This is a genomic window from Chromobacterium vaccinii, from assembly GCF_000971335.1.
Classification (GTDB): domain Bacteria; phylum Pseudomonadota; class Gammaproteobacteria; order Burkholderiales; family Chromobacteriaceae; genus Chromobacterium; species Chromobacterium vaccinii.
This window is the reverse complement of record NZ_JZJL01000005.1, coordinates 1-16,421: the sequence shown is the minus strand read 5'-3', so window position 1 is coordinate 16,421 and position 16,421 is coordinate 1. Positions and strand designations below refer to the sequence as shown.

General features: G+C 63.6%; 11 protein-coding genes and 1 pseudogene. 7 read left to right on the top strand and 5 right to left on the bottom strand.

The genetic code is table 11. From position 1 onward, the window contains the following. Positions 1-409: 409 nt before the first annotated feature. The gene (locus VL52_RS03650) at positions 410-967 is read left to right on the top strand and encodes an ATP phosphoribosyltransferase regulatory subunit (protein ID WP_046155765.1); all 558 of its coding nucleotides are present in this window, start codon (positions 410-412) and stop codon (positions 965-967) included. Between the two features lie 45 nt (positions 968-1,012). Here the strand turns inward: VL52_RS03650 and tldD are convergent, their stop codons facing one another. Genes tldD through VL52_RS03635 form a run of 3 tightly spaced genes read right to left on the bottom strand, consistent with a single transcriptional unit; the run spans position 1,013 to position 7,113 of the window. After that, positions 1,013-2,455 (bottom strand): metalloprotease TldD, encoded by a 1,443-nt coding sequence (gene tldD / locus VL52_RS03645; RefSeq protein ID WP_021475371.1) that lies wholly within the window; start codon positions 2,453-2,455, stop codon positions 1,013-1,015. Positions 2,456-2,464: 9 nt separating this feature from the next. Then, positions 2,465-3,274 (bottom strand): carbon-nitrogen hydrolase family protein, encoded by an 810-nt coding sequence (locus tag VL52_RS03640; protein ID WP_046155764.1) that lies wholly within the window; start codon positions 3,272-3,274, stop codon positions 2,465-2,467. Beyond that, entirely contained in the window at positions 3,271-7,113 is a 3,843-nt protein-coding gene (locus VL52_RS03635; protein WP_160298907.1) for a YhdP family protein, read from the bottom strand. The genes VL52_RS03640 and VL52_RS03635 overlap by 4 nt, the downstream gene beginning before the upstream one ends. 100 nt (positions 7,114-7,213) lie before the next feature. Between VL52_RS03635 and glnE the strand changes: the two genes are divergently transcribed. The 6 genes from glnE to VL52_RS03605 all read left to right on the top strand — a co-directional run bounded on the left by glnE (position 7,214) and on the right by VL52_RS03605 (position 13,708). After that, entirely contained in the window at positions 7,214-9,898 is a 2,685-nt protein-coding gene (gene glnE, locus VL52_RS03630; RefSeq protein ID WP_046155763.1) for a bifunctional [glutamate--ammonia ligase]-adenylyl-L-tyrosine phosphorylase/[glutamate--ammonia-ligase] adenylyltransferase, read from the top strand. 111 nt (positions 9,899-10,009) lie between these two features. Further along, positions 10,010-10,933, top strand: a complete 924-nt coding sequence (locus tag VL52_RS03625; RefSeq protein WP_046155762.1) for a branched-chain amino acid transaminase — start codon at positions 10,010-10,012, stop codon at positions 10,931-10,933. A 99-nt stretch (positions 10,934-11,032) separates the two neighbouring features. Next, the gene (locus VL52_RS03620) at positions 11,033-11,233 is read left to right on the top strand and encodes a zinc-finger domain-containing protein (RefSeq protein ID WP_021475366.1); all 201 of its coding nucleotides are present in this window, start codon (positions 11,033-11,035) and stop codon (positions 11,231-11,233) included. A gap of 122 nt (positions 11,234-11,355) precedes the next feature. After that, positions 11,356-12,393 carry a lipopolysaccharide heptosyltransferase II gene (gene waaF, locus VL52_RS03615; protein WP_046155761.1) on the top strand — a complete coding sequence of 346 codons (1,038 nt, stop codon included), beginning with the start codon at positions 11,356-11,358 and terminating at the stop codon, positions 12,391-12,393. Between the two features lies 1 nt (position 12,394). After that, positions 12,395-12,985: a TetR/AcrR family transcriptional regulator gene (locus tag VL52_RS03610; protein WP_046155760.1), complete on the top strand. Its 591-nt coding sequence runs from the start codon at positions 12,395-12,397 to the stop codon at positions 12,983-12,985. Positions 12,986-13,057: 72 nt separating this feature from the next. Next, positions 13,058-13,708, top strand: a complete 651-nt coding sequence (locus tag VL52_RS03605) for a hypothetical protein (protein ID WP_046155759.1) — start codon at positions 13,058-13,060, stop codon at positions 13,706-13,708. A 369-nt stretch (positions 13,709-14,077) separates the two neighbouring features. Here VL52_RS03605 and VL52_RS24370 read toward each other — a convergent pair. Both VL52_RS24370 and VL52_RS23705 read right to left on the bottom strand, forming a co-directional pair. Then, a pseudogene (locus tag VL52_RS24370) lies at positions 14,078-15,179 on the bottom strand (IS3 family transposase). A gap of 43 nt (positions 15,180-15,222) precedes the next feature. Then, positions 15,223-15,876: a class I SAM-dependent methyltransferase gene (locus tag VL52_RS23705; RefSeq protein ID WP_082113602.1), complete on the bottom strand. Its 654-nt coding sequence runs from the start codon at positions 15,874-15,876 to the stop codon at positions 15,223-15,225. Positions 15,877-16,421 lie beyond the last annotated feature (545 nt).

Below are 16,421 nucleotides of genomic sequence, written 5' to 3'. Positions count from 1 at the left end.
CGCAGCTTAAAATGACGAAAGCATCATCGTTTTTGATCAAGATCAGCCGCGCCTCGCCTTCGCGCGCGGGCCTGGTTCTAAGGATGGAAGCGGCGGATAGCTTGACATCCGGGCTGGACAATAGTCATGCTGCAAACATGAAAACCTTCCAATGCCATCGCCACCATCACGCCCTGTCCAAGGGCGCCGCGTCGGTGCGCGCAGGCTGGGAGGGAAACGGGGGCTGATCCGTTCAACCCATCAGCCACCGCACAGACCGGCGCCGCAAGGCGCCTTTTTTATTTCCCGCGCGCTCCGCGCGAATCCTGAAAGGAAAGCATCATGACCATGATCCGAGGCACCCGCATCGTCAGCGGCCGCGAGGCCGCCATTCTTCGCCAACTGGAAAACCGTTTCCGGAGCTGGCTTCATTGACGCTGGCGCGGAAGAAGCCATTCTTCCCGCTTTATGGGGGCAAGACACTTTCGTCGCCAAGGCCGGCGGCAGCGAAATACTCGAGCAGATGTGGGCTTTCCCGGACCGCAAAGGCCGTGCCTGCTGCCTGATACCGGAAGCCACCGCGCTGTTTCAGGAAAGAAGCCGGGCGTTTTTGAACGGCAGACGCGAGGCCGGATTTTTCTATGCCGCGCGCTGCTATCGCTACGAGCGGCCGCAAGCTGGCCGCTATCGGGAATTCACCCAGCTGGGCTATGAGTATCTGGGGCCTGATCCCGCCGCCGCGTTTGAGCGCAGCCTGACGCTGTGCCGCGGCTTTTTGGACAGCCTGGGTCTGCGCTACGAGCTGGACGGCATGGCCAAGCGCGGGCTGAGCTACTATCTGAACGGGGAAGGATTCGAGATGCGCGCGCCGGAGCTGGGCGCGCAGAAACAGCTCGCAGGCGGCGGCGCCTATCGGGAGGGCGCCGGTTTCGGCATTGGACTGGAGAGGCTGGCGCTCGCGCTGGAAGCGCAAGGCATGCAGCCATGACGGCGTGAAAAAGGCCGGGCGCATGCCCGGCCTTGGCAAGGACGATCAGCCGCCGGTGCCGCCCACGGTCAGGCCGCCGTCTATGCGCAGCGTGGGCTGGCCAACGCCTACCGGCACGCTCTGGCCCTCCTTGCCGCACACGCCCACGCCCTGGTCCAGCGCCAGGTCGTTGCCTATCATCGACACGTAGTTCAACACCTCGGGGCCGCTGCCGATCAGCGTGGCGCCCTTGACCGGGTAGGTCAGCTTGCCATTCTCGATGCGCCAGGCCTCCGATGCCGAGAACACGAACTTGCCGCTGGTGATGTCCACCTGGCCGCCGCCGAAATTCACCGCGTACAGGCCATCCTTGACCGAAGCGATGATTTCCTGCGGATCGCGCTCGCCGGCCAGCATATAGGTGTTGGTCATCCGCGGCATCGGGATGCTGGCGTACGACTCGCGGCGGCCATTGCCGGTGGGCGCCACCTGCATCAGCCGCGAGTTCATCGCGTCCTGCATATAGCCTTTGAGAATGCCGTCCTCGATCAGCACGGTGCGCTGGGTGGCATTGCCCTCGTCGTCGATGGCCAGCGCGCCGCGGCGGCCGCCCATCACGCCGTCGTCCACCACCGTCACGCCCGGCGCGGCCACGCGTTCGCCCATCTTGCCGGAGAACGCCGAAGTGCCCTTGCGATTGAAATCGCCCTCCAAACCGTGGCCGATCGCCTCGTGCAACAGCACGCCCGGCCAGCCCGGCCCCAACACCACGGTCATCTGGCCGGCCGGCGCCGGGCGGGAATCCAGGTTCACCAGCGCCTGCTTGACCGCCTCGCGCACGTAGCGCTCCACCACGGCGTCGTCGAAATAGGCAAGGTCGAAACGGCCGCCGCCGCCAGCGGCGCCCTGCTCGCGCCGGCCGTTCTGTTCGGCGATCACCGACACCGACATCCGCACCAGCGGGCGCACGTCGGCCGCCCTCACGCCGTCATGGCGCGCGACGTAGACCACGTCGTACTCCATCGCCAGGCCGGCCATCACCTGGATCACGCGCGGATCGATCGCCTTGGCCAGCTTTTCCACCTTTTCCAGCAACGCCACCTTGGCGGCGGCCTCCAGGCTGTGACAGGGATCGATGGACGGATACAACGACTTCGGCTTGCGCTTTTCCACCGCGCCGGCGCTGCCGTCGCCGCCGGCGTTGCCGATCGCGCGCACGGCCTCGGCCGCGCGGGTGAGCGCGTCCTGGTTGATGGCGTCGGAATAGGCGAAGGCGGTCTTGTCCCCGGCGACGGCGCGCACGCCGACGCCCTGGTCGATGCTGAAGCTGCCGGACTTGACGATGCCCTCCTCCAGGTGCCAGCCCTCGTTGCGGGTGTACTGGAAGTAAAGATCGGCGTAGTCGATGGCATGGTGGCGCATGTGCGCCAGCGTGCGCTCGAGCGCGGCCTCGTCCAGGCCGTAGGGTTTGAGCAGCAGTTCGTCTGCGGCGGTGAAGGCGTCTTGCATATCGTTCTTTCAGCGTATGGCCCGGTGCGCCAGAGCCGGCAGGCGGCCCCGCACCGAGTGTATCAATTCGGGATCGATCTCGGCGGTGACCACGCCCTCGCCGTCCGGCAGCTCGGCGAGGATGCGTCCCCACGGGTCGATGATCATCGAGTGGCCATGCGTCTTGCGGCCGTTTTCATGCGTTCCGCCCTGGGCGGAGGCGATCAGGTAACACTGGTTTTCTATCGCCCGGGCCCGCAGCAGCGGCTCCCAGTGCGCTTCGCCGGTGGTGGCGGTGAACGCCGCCGGCAGGATCAGCAGGTCGAACGGCGCCAGCATCCGGAACAGCTCCGGGAAGCGCAGGTCGTAGCAGATGCCGAAGGCGATGTCCGCCAGCGGCGTCTCCGCCTTGGTCGGCGTCGCGCCCGGACGTATGGTGTTGGACTCGCAGTAGCTCTCGCCCTGTCCGGTGAAGCCGAACAGGTGGATCTTGTCGTAACGCGCCGCTACCTCTCCCTGCGGATTGTAGAGCAGGCTGCTGTTGAGCACCTTGCCCTCCTCCTCGCAAAGCAGCGGCACCGTTCCGCCCAGCAGCCACAAACCGTGGCGGCGCGCCATTTCCGACAGCGCCTGCTGGATGGGGCCGTTGCCGAATGGTTCGCGCAGGGCCACCTTGTCGGTCTCCCTTTCCCCCATCAGGCAAAAATACTCCGGCAGCACCGCCAGGCTGGCGCCGCGCGCGGCGGCCTCGGCCAGCAATTGATCAGCGCGGGCCAGATTGGCTTCCAGACCGCAACCGGACACCATCTGCACGGCGGCGGCGACAAACTTTTGTTTCATGGTTTTTTCCCCTTGATCTGGACCGGATCGCCGACATTCACCCGCTTCACCTGGGGATCTTTCAACGAACCGCTCACCTCGTATTCAAGCGACAGTATCTTGCCCACCGGGTCCTGCAAAACCTTCTGCGCAGCCAGGGTGGCGATGCCTACCACTGGATTGAGCAGGGCAGCGCCGGCCGCCAGCGCCACGCTCTCAGCCACGTGCGGCACCACCTTCACCTTCAGCGACTGCGTTTCGCTGGCCAGGTCCACGCTGCCGGCGATATTGACTTCGGCGGACGGACTCTTCATCTCCACCTTGTCTGAACGGAACACGCCGTCGCGCACGCTGGCCTTCCCCTGCAGAGTATCAAAGGCGAAGCCGTCGCTGAAGACGTCGGTGAAATCCAGCCGTATCCGCCGCGGCAGCGATTGCAGGCTCAGCGCGCCCAAGAGCCGCGCCGCGCCGGGGTCCACCTTGGCGAAGCGGCCGTTCTTGAAGTCCAGCTCCATCTGTCCGGACAGGTGGGCGGCGTCCAGATCGCTCAAGCCGCCCGGCCAGCTCAGCTGCCCCGCCAGCCGGCCCTGGCCGTTGCGGAACACATCGCCCTGGCCAAAGCGGGCCAGCAATTTGCCGGCATTGCCCACATCCAGAGCAAAACGGCTGTCGACGCGCCCCGCGCCCTGCTCGTCCACCTGCATGCTGCCGGTCAGCGTGCCCTCCGGCGCGACCAGCTTCAACGGGTCCATCCGCCACACGCTGCCGTCGCGGCGCGCCATCATGTCCAACTGGCCGATGCTGCGGTTCTGCAGCAGCAGCTCCCCTATGTGCACCTTCATCGCCGGCAACTGCTGCTTCAGCGACGACGGCGCGGCCCCGCTTTCGGCGCGCAGCGGCCAATTCAACGCCAGCCTGCTCAGGTCGGCATGCAGCTGGCCGCCGCCGTCGGCCAGGTAATCCACCTCGCCCACCGCTTCGCGCGAGCGCAATTGCGCGCTCCATTGCCCGCCCTGTCCGCGATGGGACACCCGGGCGCTGACCTGGTGCAAGGTGAAACCGGCGGCGGACAGCGCCGGCGTGTCCACATCCACCGTCAACGGCGCGCCGGACTGCGCGCCGCCCTTGCCGCCCGCGTCCAGCTTGGCGGCCCACGGCAGCCAGTCGTCCAGATCGATGCGCGGCTGTTGCAGCCTCAGCGCCAGTCCACTGGCGGGAAACTCTCCGGGCTGGCGCCCTATGCCCAACGCGCCGGCCTGCAACTCGCCGTCCCCGCCCAAGCGCAAGCGCCCGGCCAGCAAATCAGCCAGCTGGAACTCCAGCCGCATGGCGCCGGCGAAGCGCGCCGGCGCAGGCTTCAGTTGCAGCTGCAATGGCAGCGCCGCCGCCGCCGTCTTGCCGAACGGCTTGGGCGCGTCCAGCGACAACCCCTGCAGGCTGGACGTCAATTGCAGGCTCTCCAATCCATCGCGGACCACGAACTGCCCGTCGAAACGGGAGCGGCCGCCGGCCAGCGGCGCGAGAGACGGCAGATACTGCTGCAGCACCGCTCGATTGTCGGCGTCGCCGGCAATCTCGAAACGCATGCGCTTGTCGGCGCCGGTATGGGCCGCCAGCCGGAACGGGCCGCCGAAAGCCTTCAGCTGCAATCCCTTGCTGTCCACGCCGCGCTCGGTGAAAGTCAGCCGCCCCTGTGCCGCGTCAAGCTCCGGCAGCGGCAAGCCGCCCAGCTTCAGAGAGTTGCGCTGGAAATCCAGATCGCCGCGCACGCGGGTGGAGTCGCTGCCGGCCAAGGGCACGTCCAGTTTCAGTCTCAGCGCCGCCTGACCGCTGGCGCGGATGCGGCCGGTAAAGCCGCCCAGCCAGCCGTCCACCGGGCTCTTGGTGGTGAAGGCCAGCATGCGGTCCAGCCGATCCTCCACCTTGCCGTCTATCTTCAGCCACGGCACATCCGCGCCCAGCTGGCCTATCTCCGCCGTCACCTCGCGCAGAGGCACGCCCACCGTGGTCGCCCGCTGCGCCAGCACCTGCATGCCTTCATTGTGGAAACGCAGCCTGGCGTCGATATCGTCGATCGCCGGCCAGCCTTGCTGGTACAGCAGCTTGGCCTTCTCGATATCCGCTTCGACCAGGAACTCTCCGCCCTTGCCGCCGGCGAAGGGAAACTTGTCCAGATCGCCAGACAGCTTCATCTTCAGATTGCGCGCCACGCCATCCTGCAAGCCTTGGCGCAGCCAGCGGGTCGTATGCTCTCCGACGTGATGGGGCAGATAGGCTGCGATCCGGACCGCCTTGACCTGCTCGATGCCGGCGCTCAGGTCCACGCTGCCCGAACCTTCGCCCGCGTGGCGGTAGCTGCCGCTCAGCTCGCCGCTCAGATCCGCGTTGGCGAAGGCCACCTTATGTAAATCGATGTCCAGCCGTCCTTGCTTCTGCTTCCACTCCACATCGGCAGACAGACGATCGAAAGGCAAAACCTGGGCGAATACCGCCGGATAATTGACTTCGGCCTTGCCGGTATCTAGCGCCAGCCGGCCGCCGGCTTCGCTGAACTCGATGCGCCCGGACACGCCGGACACGCCCGGCAGATCGGCGAACGGTTGCCAGCCCAGCGCCTCGAAACGGGTCTTCACCTTGAAGCTGGAAGGCGCCTCCGCCGCGCCTTGCCAGGCCAGCGTCACATCATGCAGCGCGCCGCGCGGCGAGAAGCGCGCGAACAGCGGATTGGCGTCCACGCCCAAGGCGTGGATGAGGGGCGTCAGATGGCCGACATCGACATTGTCCAGCGTCAGTTCGCCGCCGCCTTTCGCGCCAGGCTGCCACTGTCCCTTGATCGAGGACTTGTCGAAAGCGAGCCCGGTGGCGCTGGCAAGGGTCAGGTCGCTGGCGACGATCTTGTAGCTGCCGCCGGACTGCCGGTCCAGCTGCAGCTTGCCCTGCAATTGAGGCAACACCAGCTCGCGCGCGCTGGGCGGCGTGTAGGCGGCATTGCGCACGCTGACGTCGGCCAGCAGGCTGCTGACGCTGCCATCGGAGAACGACATCTCCAGCGTGCCGTCGCCTTCGCCCCGGTGCAGCACGCCCAGCTCCCGCATATAGCGCGACCAGACATCGGCGCGGGCGCCGTTGAGCGCCACCTTGACCGAACCCGACCACCTCTCCCAGCCGTTGATGTCGTCGCCGCGCCAGCTGGCGCTCAGCTGGAAGCCCTTGCCCAGCGTGGCCGCCGGCACGCCGGACAATTGCAGCCGGTGCCCCAGCAGATGCCGGTCCAGCGTCAGTTGGCCGCGCTGCAGGTCCAGCCGCGGGAGGCCCAGCCTTTCATCCTGCCAGCTCAGCCGGGCGTTCTGGATTTCCAGCGATGGCTGGCGCAGCAGCCAGTTGCCCAGCGCGTTGTCGCTGGACGGGCCGCTGGTGAGATCGAAGCCATTCAGATAGATGACGCCGTCGGCGCCTCGCCGCAACTCCACCGACGGGCCGTCCACGCGCATCGCCAGCCTCGGCTCCCAGGTCCACAGCGAGGTCCAGGACGGCTGCACCGTCACGCGGCTCAGCGTCAGCGCCTGCCCGGATACCGGATTGGCGATGGACACGCCGGACAATTCGAACTGGGGAGCCACGTCCTGCCAATGGCCGCTCAAGCGGCCGATGCTGACATGGTGTCCAAGCGCGCCGGACAGGGTTTGCTCCAGCCGGGGCCGGTATTGGTCCAGATTGGGCAACAGCCAGTACGTGAAAGCCGCGAACGCGGCGGACACCAGCGCGCAGGCCGTGAACAGCGACACGGCCAGCACCAGCAGGCTGCGCTTGACGACGCGCAGGACGTGGATATGGGACAACGGCGACGAGGGCTTTTTCAACAATGGCAAACCGTTACAATGGCGTTAGGAAAAACACGGCGCGAAACCGGCCGCAGCCGCCCCCGGCGCGGTGAGCCGCGCCAAGCCGTCCGGAGCTATTATGCCAGCAAACACGAGCGCTGCCATTGCCCGCAGTTGCGAGTTTTCCCAATATTTGCACCGTCTTCTGGCCGCGCGGCCGGAGGAGCGGAGCCGACTGGAGCAATGCCTTCGCCATCCCTTTTCCATTGAGGATATGCAGGCATTCGCCGACTGGCCAGCGCTGGATGCGCCCGAGGCGCTGGCGCCGGCCCTGCGCCGTCTGCGGCAAGCGGTGATGGCGCGGCTGATCTGCCGCGACCTGGAAGGCCTGGCCACGCTGGACGAAGTGGTGTCCACCGTCAGCCTGCTGGCCGAATTCGCCGTCCGCCAGGCGCTGGCCTGCGCCGCCGCGTCGCTGCCGCAATACGGCCGGCCCATCGGCGAGGACAGCGGCGAGCCGCAGCAGCTGATCGTGGTCGGCATGGGCAAGCTGGGCGGCGGCGAGCTCAACGCCAGCTCAGACATCGACCTGATCTTCATCTATCCGGAAGGCGGCGAAACCGACGGCGTCCGCAAGATCAGCAACCACGAGTACTTCACCCAGGTGGGCAAGCGGCTGATCGCGCTGCTCAACGACGCCACCGCCGACGGGCAGGTATTCCGCGTCGACATGCGGCTGCGCCCCTACGGCGACTCCGGTCCGCTGGTGATGAGTTTCGCCGCGCTGGAAAATTACCTGCTCTCCCAGGGCCGGGAATGGGAGCGCTACGCCTGGATCAAGGCCAAGGCCATCACTGGCGACGCCGACGGACTGGCGCAACTGGTCCGTCCCTTCGTCTACCGAAAATATCTGGACTACAACGCTTACGGCGCGATGCGCGAACTGCACGCGCAGATCCGCCGCGAGGTGGCGCGGCGCGACATGGCGGACAACATCAAGCTGGGGCCCGGCGGCATCCGCGAAGCCGAGTTCATCGCCCAGGTGTTCCAGCTGATACGCGGCGGCCGCGACCGCACGCTCCAGCTGCGCGGCACCCGCGCCACGCTGGACAGGCTGGCGGCGCTGCGGCTGCTGGAGCCGGCCGCGGTGGAAGAGCTGCAGGAAGCCTATGCCTTCCTGCGCAATCTGGAGCACCGGCTGCAGTACCTCGACGACCAGCAGACCCAGACCCTGCCGGAGGCGCCGGAAACGCGCCAAAAGATCGCCGCCAGCATGGGCCACGCCGACTGGCCCGCCTTCATGGCCGCGCTGGACGAGATCAGACGCAAGGTCAGCCGCCACTTCGAGCAGGTATTCATCCTGCCGAGCGAGGACAGCGCAGATCATCCGCTGTCCGAACTGTGGCTGGACGTGGCCGAACAGAATCCCGAAGCCCGGCTGGCCGGCCTCGGCTACGCCGATCCCGCATCCGCCGCCCGCCAGCTCACCGGACTGGCCCAGAGCCAGCGCTACCTGCAGATGCCGCTGGCCGGCCGCAAGAAGCTGGACGCGCTGATGCCGGCGCTGATCGAGGTGGCCGCGCGCTTTTCCAACGCCGACGACACGTTGTCGCGCATCATCGGCCTGATGGAGGCGATCAGCCGCCGCGCCTCCTATTTGGCGCTGCTGACCGAATACCCGCAGACGCTGCAGCGGCTGGCCTCGCTGTACTCGTCCAGCGCCTGGGTGTCCGCCTACCTCAGCCGCCACCCCATCCTGCTGGACGAGCTGCTGGACGCGCGCGTGCTCTACGCCGCGCCGGAGTGGCCGCAGCTCTCCGCCCAGCTGGAGGCGCAGTTGGCCCATGCCGACGGCGATGTCGAAGCCAAGATGGACGCGCTGCGCCACTTCCAGCATGCGCAGACCTTCCGGCTGGTGGCGCAGGATCTGGCCGGCATGTGGACGCTGGAGGCGCTGTCGGACGAGTTGTCGCGGCTGGCCGACCTGGTGCTGGACGCCGCCCTGCGCCACGCCTGGCGCGACATCCCCTCGCGCCACTGCGAAGCGCCGCGCTTCGCGGTGATAGGCTACGGCAAACTGGGCGGCAAGGAACTGGGCTACGCGTCGGATCTCGACATCATTTTCCTCTACGACGACGAACACCCCGACGCCCCCGACCTGTATTCCCGGCTGGCGCGCAAGCTGTCCACCTGGCTGACCAGCGCCACCGCCGCCGGCGTGCTGTACGACATTGATCTCCGGCTGCGCCCCAACGGCGCCAGCGGCCTGCTGGTCAGCTCGATCTCCGCCTTCCGCCAATACCAGGAAAACCAGGCCTGGGCGTGGGAGCACCAGGCGCTGACCCGCGCTCGCTTCGTCGCCGGCGACGCCGGCATCGGCGCGCAGTTCGAAGCCGAGCGCCACGCCATCCTCACCCTGGAGCGCGATCCGGCCAAGCTGCGCGGCGAGGTGCTGGCAATGCGCCAGCGCATGCTGGATTCGCACCCGGCCCACGACGGCGACGTGAAAAACGCCCGCGGCGGCATCATCGACATCGAGTTCATCGTCCAGTACCTGATCCTGGCCCACGCCAAGACCTTGCCCGCCCTCACCGGCAACACCGGCAACATCGCGCTGCTGGCGGTGGCAGCCGACGCCGGGCTGATAGACCGGCAGTTGGCCGAAGACGCGCGCGCCGCCTACCGGCTGTATCGCCGGCTGCAGCACGCCGCGCGCCTCAACGACAAGAAAGCGGTGGATGTCGACGAACCGCTGCGGGTGGCTTATGCGCAGGGCCGGGAGCTCTGGAGACAGGTTTTCGAGCAAGCGCTCGATTTTTCCTGATCCCGGGTTCACAAGTCCTCGGGCCGCGGTATACACTGGTCCATCAACACGGCTGCGGGCGCCCCGGCGCGACCCGCCGCCACACCAAGCACAACACAGGAGAAGACTGAGATGTCGATGGCTGATCGCGACGGATATATCTGGTATGACGGCAAACTGGTGGACTGGCGCGACGCCACCACTCACGTGCTGACCCACACCCTGCACTACGGCATGGGCGTGTTCGAAGGCGTGCGCGCCTATGAAACCCCGAAAGGCCCGGCGATCTTCCGTCTGCAGGACCATACCGAACGCCTGTTCCGCTCCGCCAAGATCCTGGGCATGGCCCTGCCGTTCAGCCCGGAACAGATCAGCCAGGCCCATCTGGACGTGGTCAAGGCCAACGACCTGAAGTCCTGCTATTTCCGTCCGATGGCCTTCTATGGCTCCGGCAAGCTGGGCGTGGCGCCGATGAAGAACGACGTGCAGGTCATCGTCGCCGCCTGGCCGTGGGGCGCCTACTTGGGCGAGGAAGGCCTGGAAAAAGGCATCCGCGTGAAGACCAGCTCCTTCACCCGCCACCACGTCAACATCACCATGTGCAAGGCCAAGGCCAACGGCAACTACATGAACTCCATCCTGGCCAACAACGAAGCCACCGCCGACGGCTACGACGAGGCGCTGCTGCTGGACGTTGACGGCTTCGTCGCCGAAGGCTCCGGCGAAAACATCTTCATCGTCCGCAAGGGCAAGCTTTATACTCCGGACCTGACCAGCGCGCTGGAAGGCATCACCCGCGACACCGTGGTGCAGATCGCCAAGGAAATGGGCCTGGAGCTGATCGAGAAGCGCATCACCCGCGACGAAGTCTACAGCGCCGACGAAGCCTTCTTCACCGGCACCGCGGCCGAAGTGACCCCGATCCGCGAACTGGACCGCCGCCCGATCGGCGCCGGCAGCCGCGGCCCGATCACCGCCGAAATCCAGAAGCGCTACTTCAACATCGTCAAGGGCCTGGACGCCGAACACGAACACTGGCTCACATACGTGAAATAAAACGGGTAATATCCGCACTGCGCGCCAGCAGCGACCGGTCACAGCCGGCCTGCTGGCACATGCATTTCGGACACCCGCTTGCCGCAACAAGGAATGACCATGGCAGAACAGAAAGAAAATACCGAACGCTATATCGAAGTCACCCAGCACGACCTGCCGCTGCACTGCCCGATGCCGGACATGAAGGCATGGAACTCGCATCCGCGCGTCTACCTGCCGGTGCACAAGACCGGCGAAGCCCTCTGTCCGTACTGCGGCACCAAGTACAAGCTGGTCGGCCCCGTCGGCCACCATCACTGAGCCCGCAGCCGGCCTCGATGGCAAAGGGTGTGGCCAGGGCCACACCTTTTTTGCTTGCCGCCGCCAAACCCAAGCCGCGCTGAACCGGACAGCCGGCTTGGGTTTGGAACCGGAAATACCGCATGAAGAAGAAAATCCTGGTCATCGGCCCTTCCTGGGTCGGTGACAGCGTAATGGCCCAGCCGCTGTACCGCCGCCTGCATCAGCGCCATCCCGGGCTGGAGCTGCACGTGTTCGCTCCGGCCTGGACCTTGCCGCTCTTGGCGCGGATGCCGGAAGTGGCCCAGTCCCACCTCAACCCCTTCGGCCATGGCGCGCTGCGACTGGTCGAACGCTGGAAGGTTGCCCGCCACCTGGCGCGCGAGCGCTTCGATCAGGTCATCGTGCTGCCCAATTCGCTGAAATCGGCGTTGATTCCGCTGTTCGCCGGCATCCCGCTGCGCACCGGCTTTCTCGGCGAATCGCGCTACGGCCTGCTCAACGACGCCCGCGAACTGGACGAGCAAGAACTGCCGATGATGGTGGAGCGCTTCTGCGCGCTGGCGGAAGATCGCAATCAGCCGCTGCCGCGCCCCATTCCCGATCCGCAGCTGATAGCCACCCCATCCGTCCAACGCCAGGCCGCGGCCAAGCTGGGCCTGGACATTTCGCGTCCCATCGCCGCCTTCTGCCCCGGCGCGGAATACGGCCCGGCCAAGCGCTGGCCCGCCCGCCACTTCGCCGAGCTGGCCAAGCGCTTCCAGGCCGCAGGCTACGCGGTGTGGCTGTTCGGCTCCGCCAAAGACAAACAGATCGGTGACGACATCGCGCGGCTGGCCGGCGACGCCGCCGTCAACCTGTGCGGCGCCACCGGCCTGGACGAAGCGATAGACCTGATGGGACTGGCCAAGCTGGCCGTATGCAACGACTCCGGCCTGATGCATGTGGCCGCCGCGCTGGACAAGCCGCTGGTGGCGCTGTACGGCTCCTCCAGCCCAGACTTCACCCCGCCGCTGTCGCAGCGGGCGGAGATCGTGTCGCTGAATCTGGACTGCAGCCCCTGTTTCGAGCGCAGCTGCCCGTACGGCCATACCGACTGCCTGGAAAAAATGCAGCCGGAACTGGTGTGGCAGGCTGCGCAGAGACTGCTCCCTTCCCTCGTCCCCCTCGCACAGGACTGACATGAGCGCCGTGGAATCCACCCGCCCTCCCGAGGAAAACAGCCGGCGCATGGAGCTGATCCGCGCCGCAGCCATCCTGTTCCGCGACCAGGGCTACGAGCGCACGACAGTGCGCGATCTGGGCAGCGCCGTCGGCATGCAGTCCGGCAGCCTGTTCTACCATTTCCGCACCAAGGAGGAGATCCTGGTGGCGGTGATGGCGCTGGGCATCGCCAGCACCACCGAACAACTGGCCGCCGCTCTCGCCGCCGCGACCGACACCCGCGACAAGTTGGCCGCGCTGTTCCGCGTGCACCTCCATTCGCTGCTGGGCGACAACCAAGCGGCGCTGGAGGTCATGCTGTACGAATGGCGCAGCGTATCGGAGTCGGCCAAGCCCGGCCTGGTGGTGTTGCGCGACCGCTACGAAATGCTATGGCAACAGGTGCTGGACGAAGCTGCCGGCGCCGGCCTGGTCAAGCAAGACACCCGGCTGCTGCGCCGCACGCTGCTCGGCAGCCTGCACTGGACCGTTCAATGGTATCGGCGCGACGGCGAGCTCGACGTGGATGCCCTGGCCCAGCGGATGTTGCAACTGGTACTGTTCGACTAGACAGGAAAAAACCTTATCAAAATAAGAAAAATGTTCTAATATCAGCGATATAGGAACATTGGGACCCTAGCCATGGCAAATATCGCGAGCGTAGGCTACCCCGCCGCGCAAACGCTCTATGCCGGGCAAAACACCCGGCAGGCGCAGACATCGGTGGAAAACGGCCAGGCCGCCGTTCAGAAAGCCACCAGCGAACCTCAAACCCAGACCGCGGTCCGGCAGAATCCAGACTCCGCCCGGGTTGAGCAACAACTGCAGCAGCAACTGACCAATAGCCGGGCGCAGCAGGCCGCTCAACAGGTTTCCGCTCAGCAAACGACCGCGCAAACCGCCGCCGCGCCTGCGAGCAAGGCCACGCTGGCCACCGCGCCGCAACCTGCGGCCGCGGCCGCGGCCGCGGCTGCTCCGGCCGTAAACGGCAATCCGCCTTCCGCCGCTGCGGCAGGCGCCGGCAACAACGCCGCCGCCAATAACAACGTGACAACCCAGGCTCCGGCCGCAACGCAAAACACGGCCCAGGCATCAGCCACGAAGCAGCAACCAACACCCCCGGCATCGACGCCCGCCCAAACCGCGACCGAACCCGCGGCCCAGGCCACCCGCCCGGTAGAGCAGGCTCAGCGGCGCAACGGCAGCGGCCAGTTGGCGGTATCGCAATACCAGACCAACCAATCCTTGCTGCAACCCAGCGTATCCAGCACCAATATCTCCACAACGGCCTGATAAACGGAGCACCGGCAACGTACACAATAAGGCCTCGCAACAGCGAGGCCTGTACTTTCCAACATAACACAGCCACCATGTCTAGGCATGCCTGCACTCACCATAACGCAGCCGCTTCCCACCAGCCCGTGATGAACTGGACTCCTCCCGAAATCTCAGTTTTTATGTGCTTTCTTTTAGAAGAACTCAGCGCAAAAAAACTAGCCCAACGCACTTTAGCCAACATTGATTTATTTAATCAATTAAACTGAAAAAAAACGTAGAATTCACACCATAAAAAGCCACTCACGCATTCTAAAACTCCACCACTTTGCATAATCAATCAAATTTCCGACCGTGACCTCCTCCCGGCTAACCGAACGGTCTAGCCTAGAGATTTCCGGCTTCAAGGTGAGCAAGTCGGAACTCGCTCGGGGTCTGGTCGCCCAGCGAACTGTGCGGCCTGAATTCATTTTAATCCTGCCGCCAACGCTCGATCTTTTCACGTGCGTCATCCAGCAATAAAAACCAATGCACATTCAGGCACTCATCCCGCAGACTGCCGTTAAATGACTCGATAAAGGCATTATCCGTGGGTTTCCCTGGTCGTGAGAAGTCCAGCGCGACGCCTTGCTCATAGGCCCACTGGTCCAGCGCCAGGGAAATAAACTCGCTGCCGTTGTCGACCTGAATTCGTTGCGGCGTCCCGCGCAAGGCTTGCACATGCTGCATCATAGCAACCACGTCTGCGGCTTTCAGCGCGAAATCCACACCGTGATCGCCAAGCTCTCCCGACTAAAATTATCCACCACAGTTAAGGCCCGGATTTTCTGGCCGTTGAACAACTGATCGGCGACGAAATCCATGCTCCAGCAGGCATTCAAACTGGAGACCGCCGGCCGAGCTTGCCGGTGCGCGGCCGCCACTCGCCGCTTGGGCCGTTTGCGCCGCAGGTTCAGACCTTCTTCGCAGTAGATCCGGTAGGTCTTCTTGTGATTGATCCGCCAGCCTTCACGCCGCAGCAGGACGTGGATGCGGCGCGCGCCATAACGAATGCGGGTGGCGGCGATCTCGCGGATTCGCTGCCGCTCCGCACGATCGTCTCGAGGGTGAGGGCGATAAAAATAGGTAGCTTGCCGCAGTTGAATGACCGTGGTGGCGCGACGGATGCTGACGCGGTACGCGTCGATCAGGAAATTGGCCAACTCGCGTTTGCGAGCCGGCCTCACACCTTTTTTTGGATGACTTCCTGCAGCATCTGCTTGTCCAGGCTCAGGTCGGCGACCATGCGCTTGAGGCGGGCGTTCTCTTCTTCCAGTTGTTTCAGGCGGCGCAATTCGCTGACGCCCAGGCCGCCGTATTTCTTCTTCCAGTTGTAGAAGGTGGCTTCGGAGACGTCCATCTTGCAGCAGACCTCGGCGACGGTGGTGCCGGACTCCGCCTGGCGCAACGCGAAGGCAATCTGCTCTTCGGTGAACTTCGATTTTTTCATGACAAATCTCCTGCCCGGAAGGGCTTAAATCTGCCAGAAATCTCTACTTTTCGCCGCTACGTTTTTGCGGGAGGAGGTCATGGCGTTTCGAAATCTTTTTTAGAACCAAGTAATACCGAGACTCCCCCTTCACATACTTGAATTCCGAATCAAATCCAAACCTCTTTGCCGATCTGATTAGAAAGTAAACACCATACCAATTCAAGTACGTTGAATCCCAAATATTCCTACCCACGCCGATGTACTTCTTTAGCAAATTCTTTATTACTTGCGTTGCAGGATGAAATTTCTTTCCAACACTTTCAGTAAGCAACAATGAGCCATTGCTATTTAAAACCCGCGATGCCTCTCTAAGCACAGGAGCTATATCCGAAAAATAGTTAATCGCATCCTTAACCAATATAAAATCAAAGCTTTCCGCAGGATACGGCACAGCCTCTCCGTGACCAACTCTAAAGTACTCCTCATCACTTAAGTCACTGTGTTTAATTGGATCAATACCAACGTATCGAGCCTTTAAATAATTTCTCAGCTTACAATTCCCACACCCAATCTCCAGTATTGAATCGGAATCTTTTGCAAGGGAATTAATCCATTCAGCTACCCATTTATGGTGCTGCAATGCTTGATCAGCAACAAGACTGTCTTCAGATAGTTTTTTTCGAACCGCAATAATTTCGTTAGCTTTTATTTCCATTGAAATTAGATTCCTTCTGCTTTTTAGTCAGTTGAAAAAAACTCATCGCCGAGCCTACAAATCGAAAAACCATCTCCTTAATGATCATGGATTCTACTTCTCAACCAAGCTGCTGGAAAACCATTTATTTGCCGAGAATTCTGGCAGATGCAGAACATCCACAATGTGGCCAAAATAATCGATCAGACAGCTTTGGGCGATACTATTCTACAAGTCCCTTAAAATTCACCCTCATTCAGCATAATGGCTTGACCTCTCTCCCGAAACATTCCAACAGCTTACAAAATCTAACTAACCTAGCGAGTTCGCCGAGCACGGATAGACAGTTCGCCATTAATGATATTAGCATAACGTGCCATCGTGGGCACACCACATCTCCCGTCTAGCATTTAAGAAAAAAGTACCTTCCCGGTCAACAAACCAAGGCACCCTGTGACCTTTCCCCAGTTGGTATACCACTGATTAGGTAGCAATCAGGCGTGGTTGGGGTAAGTGTTTCTCCCGGTATTCGGCCGGGGTCAGGTAATTCAATGCACTGTGCGGGC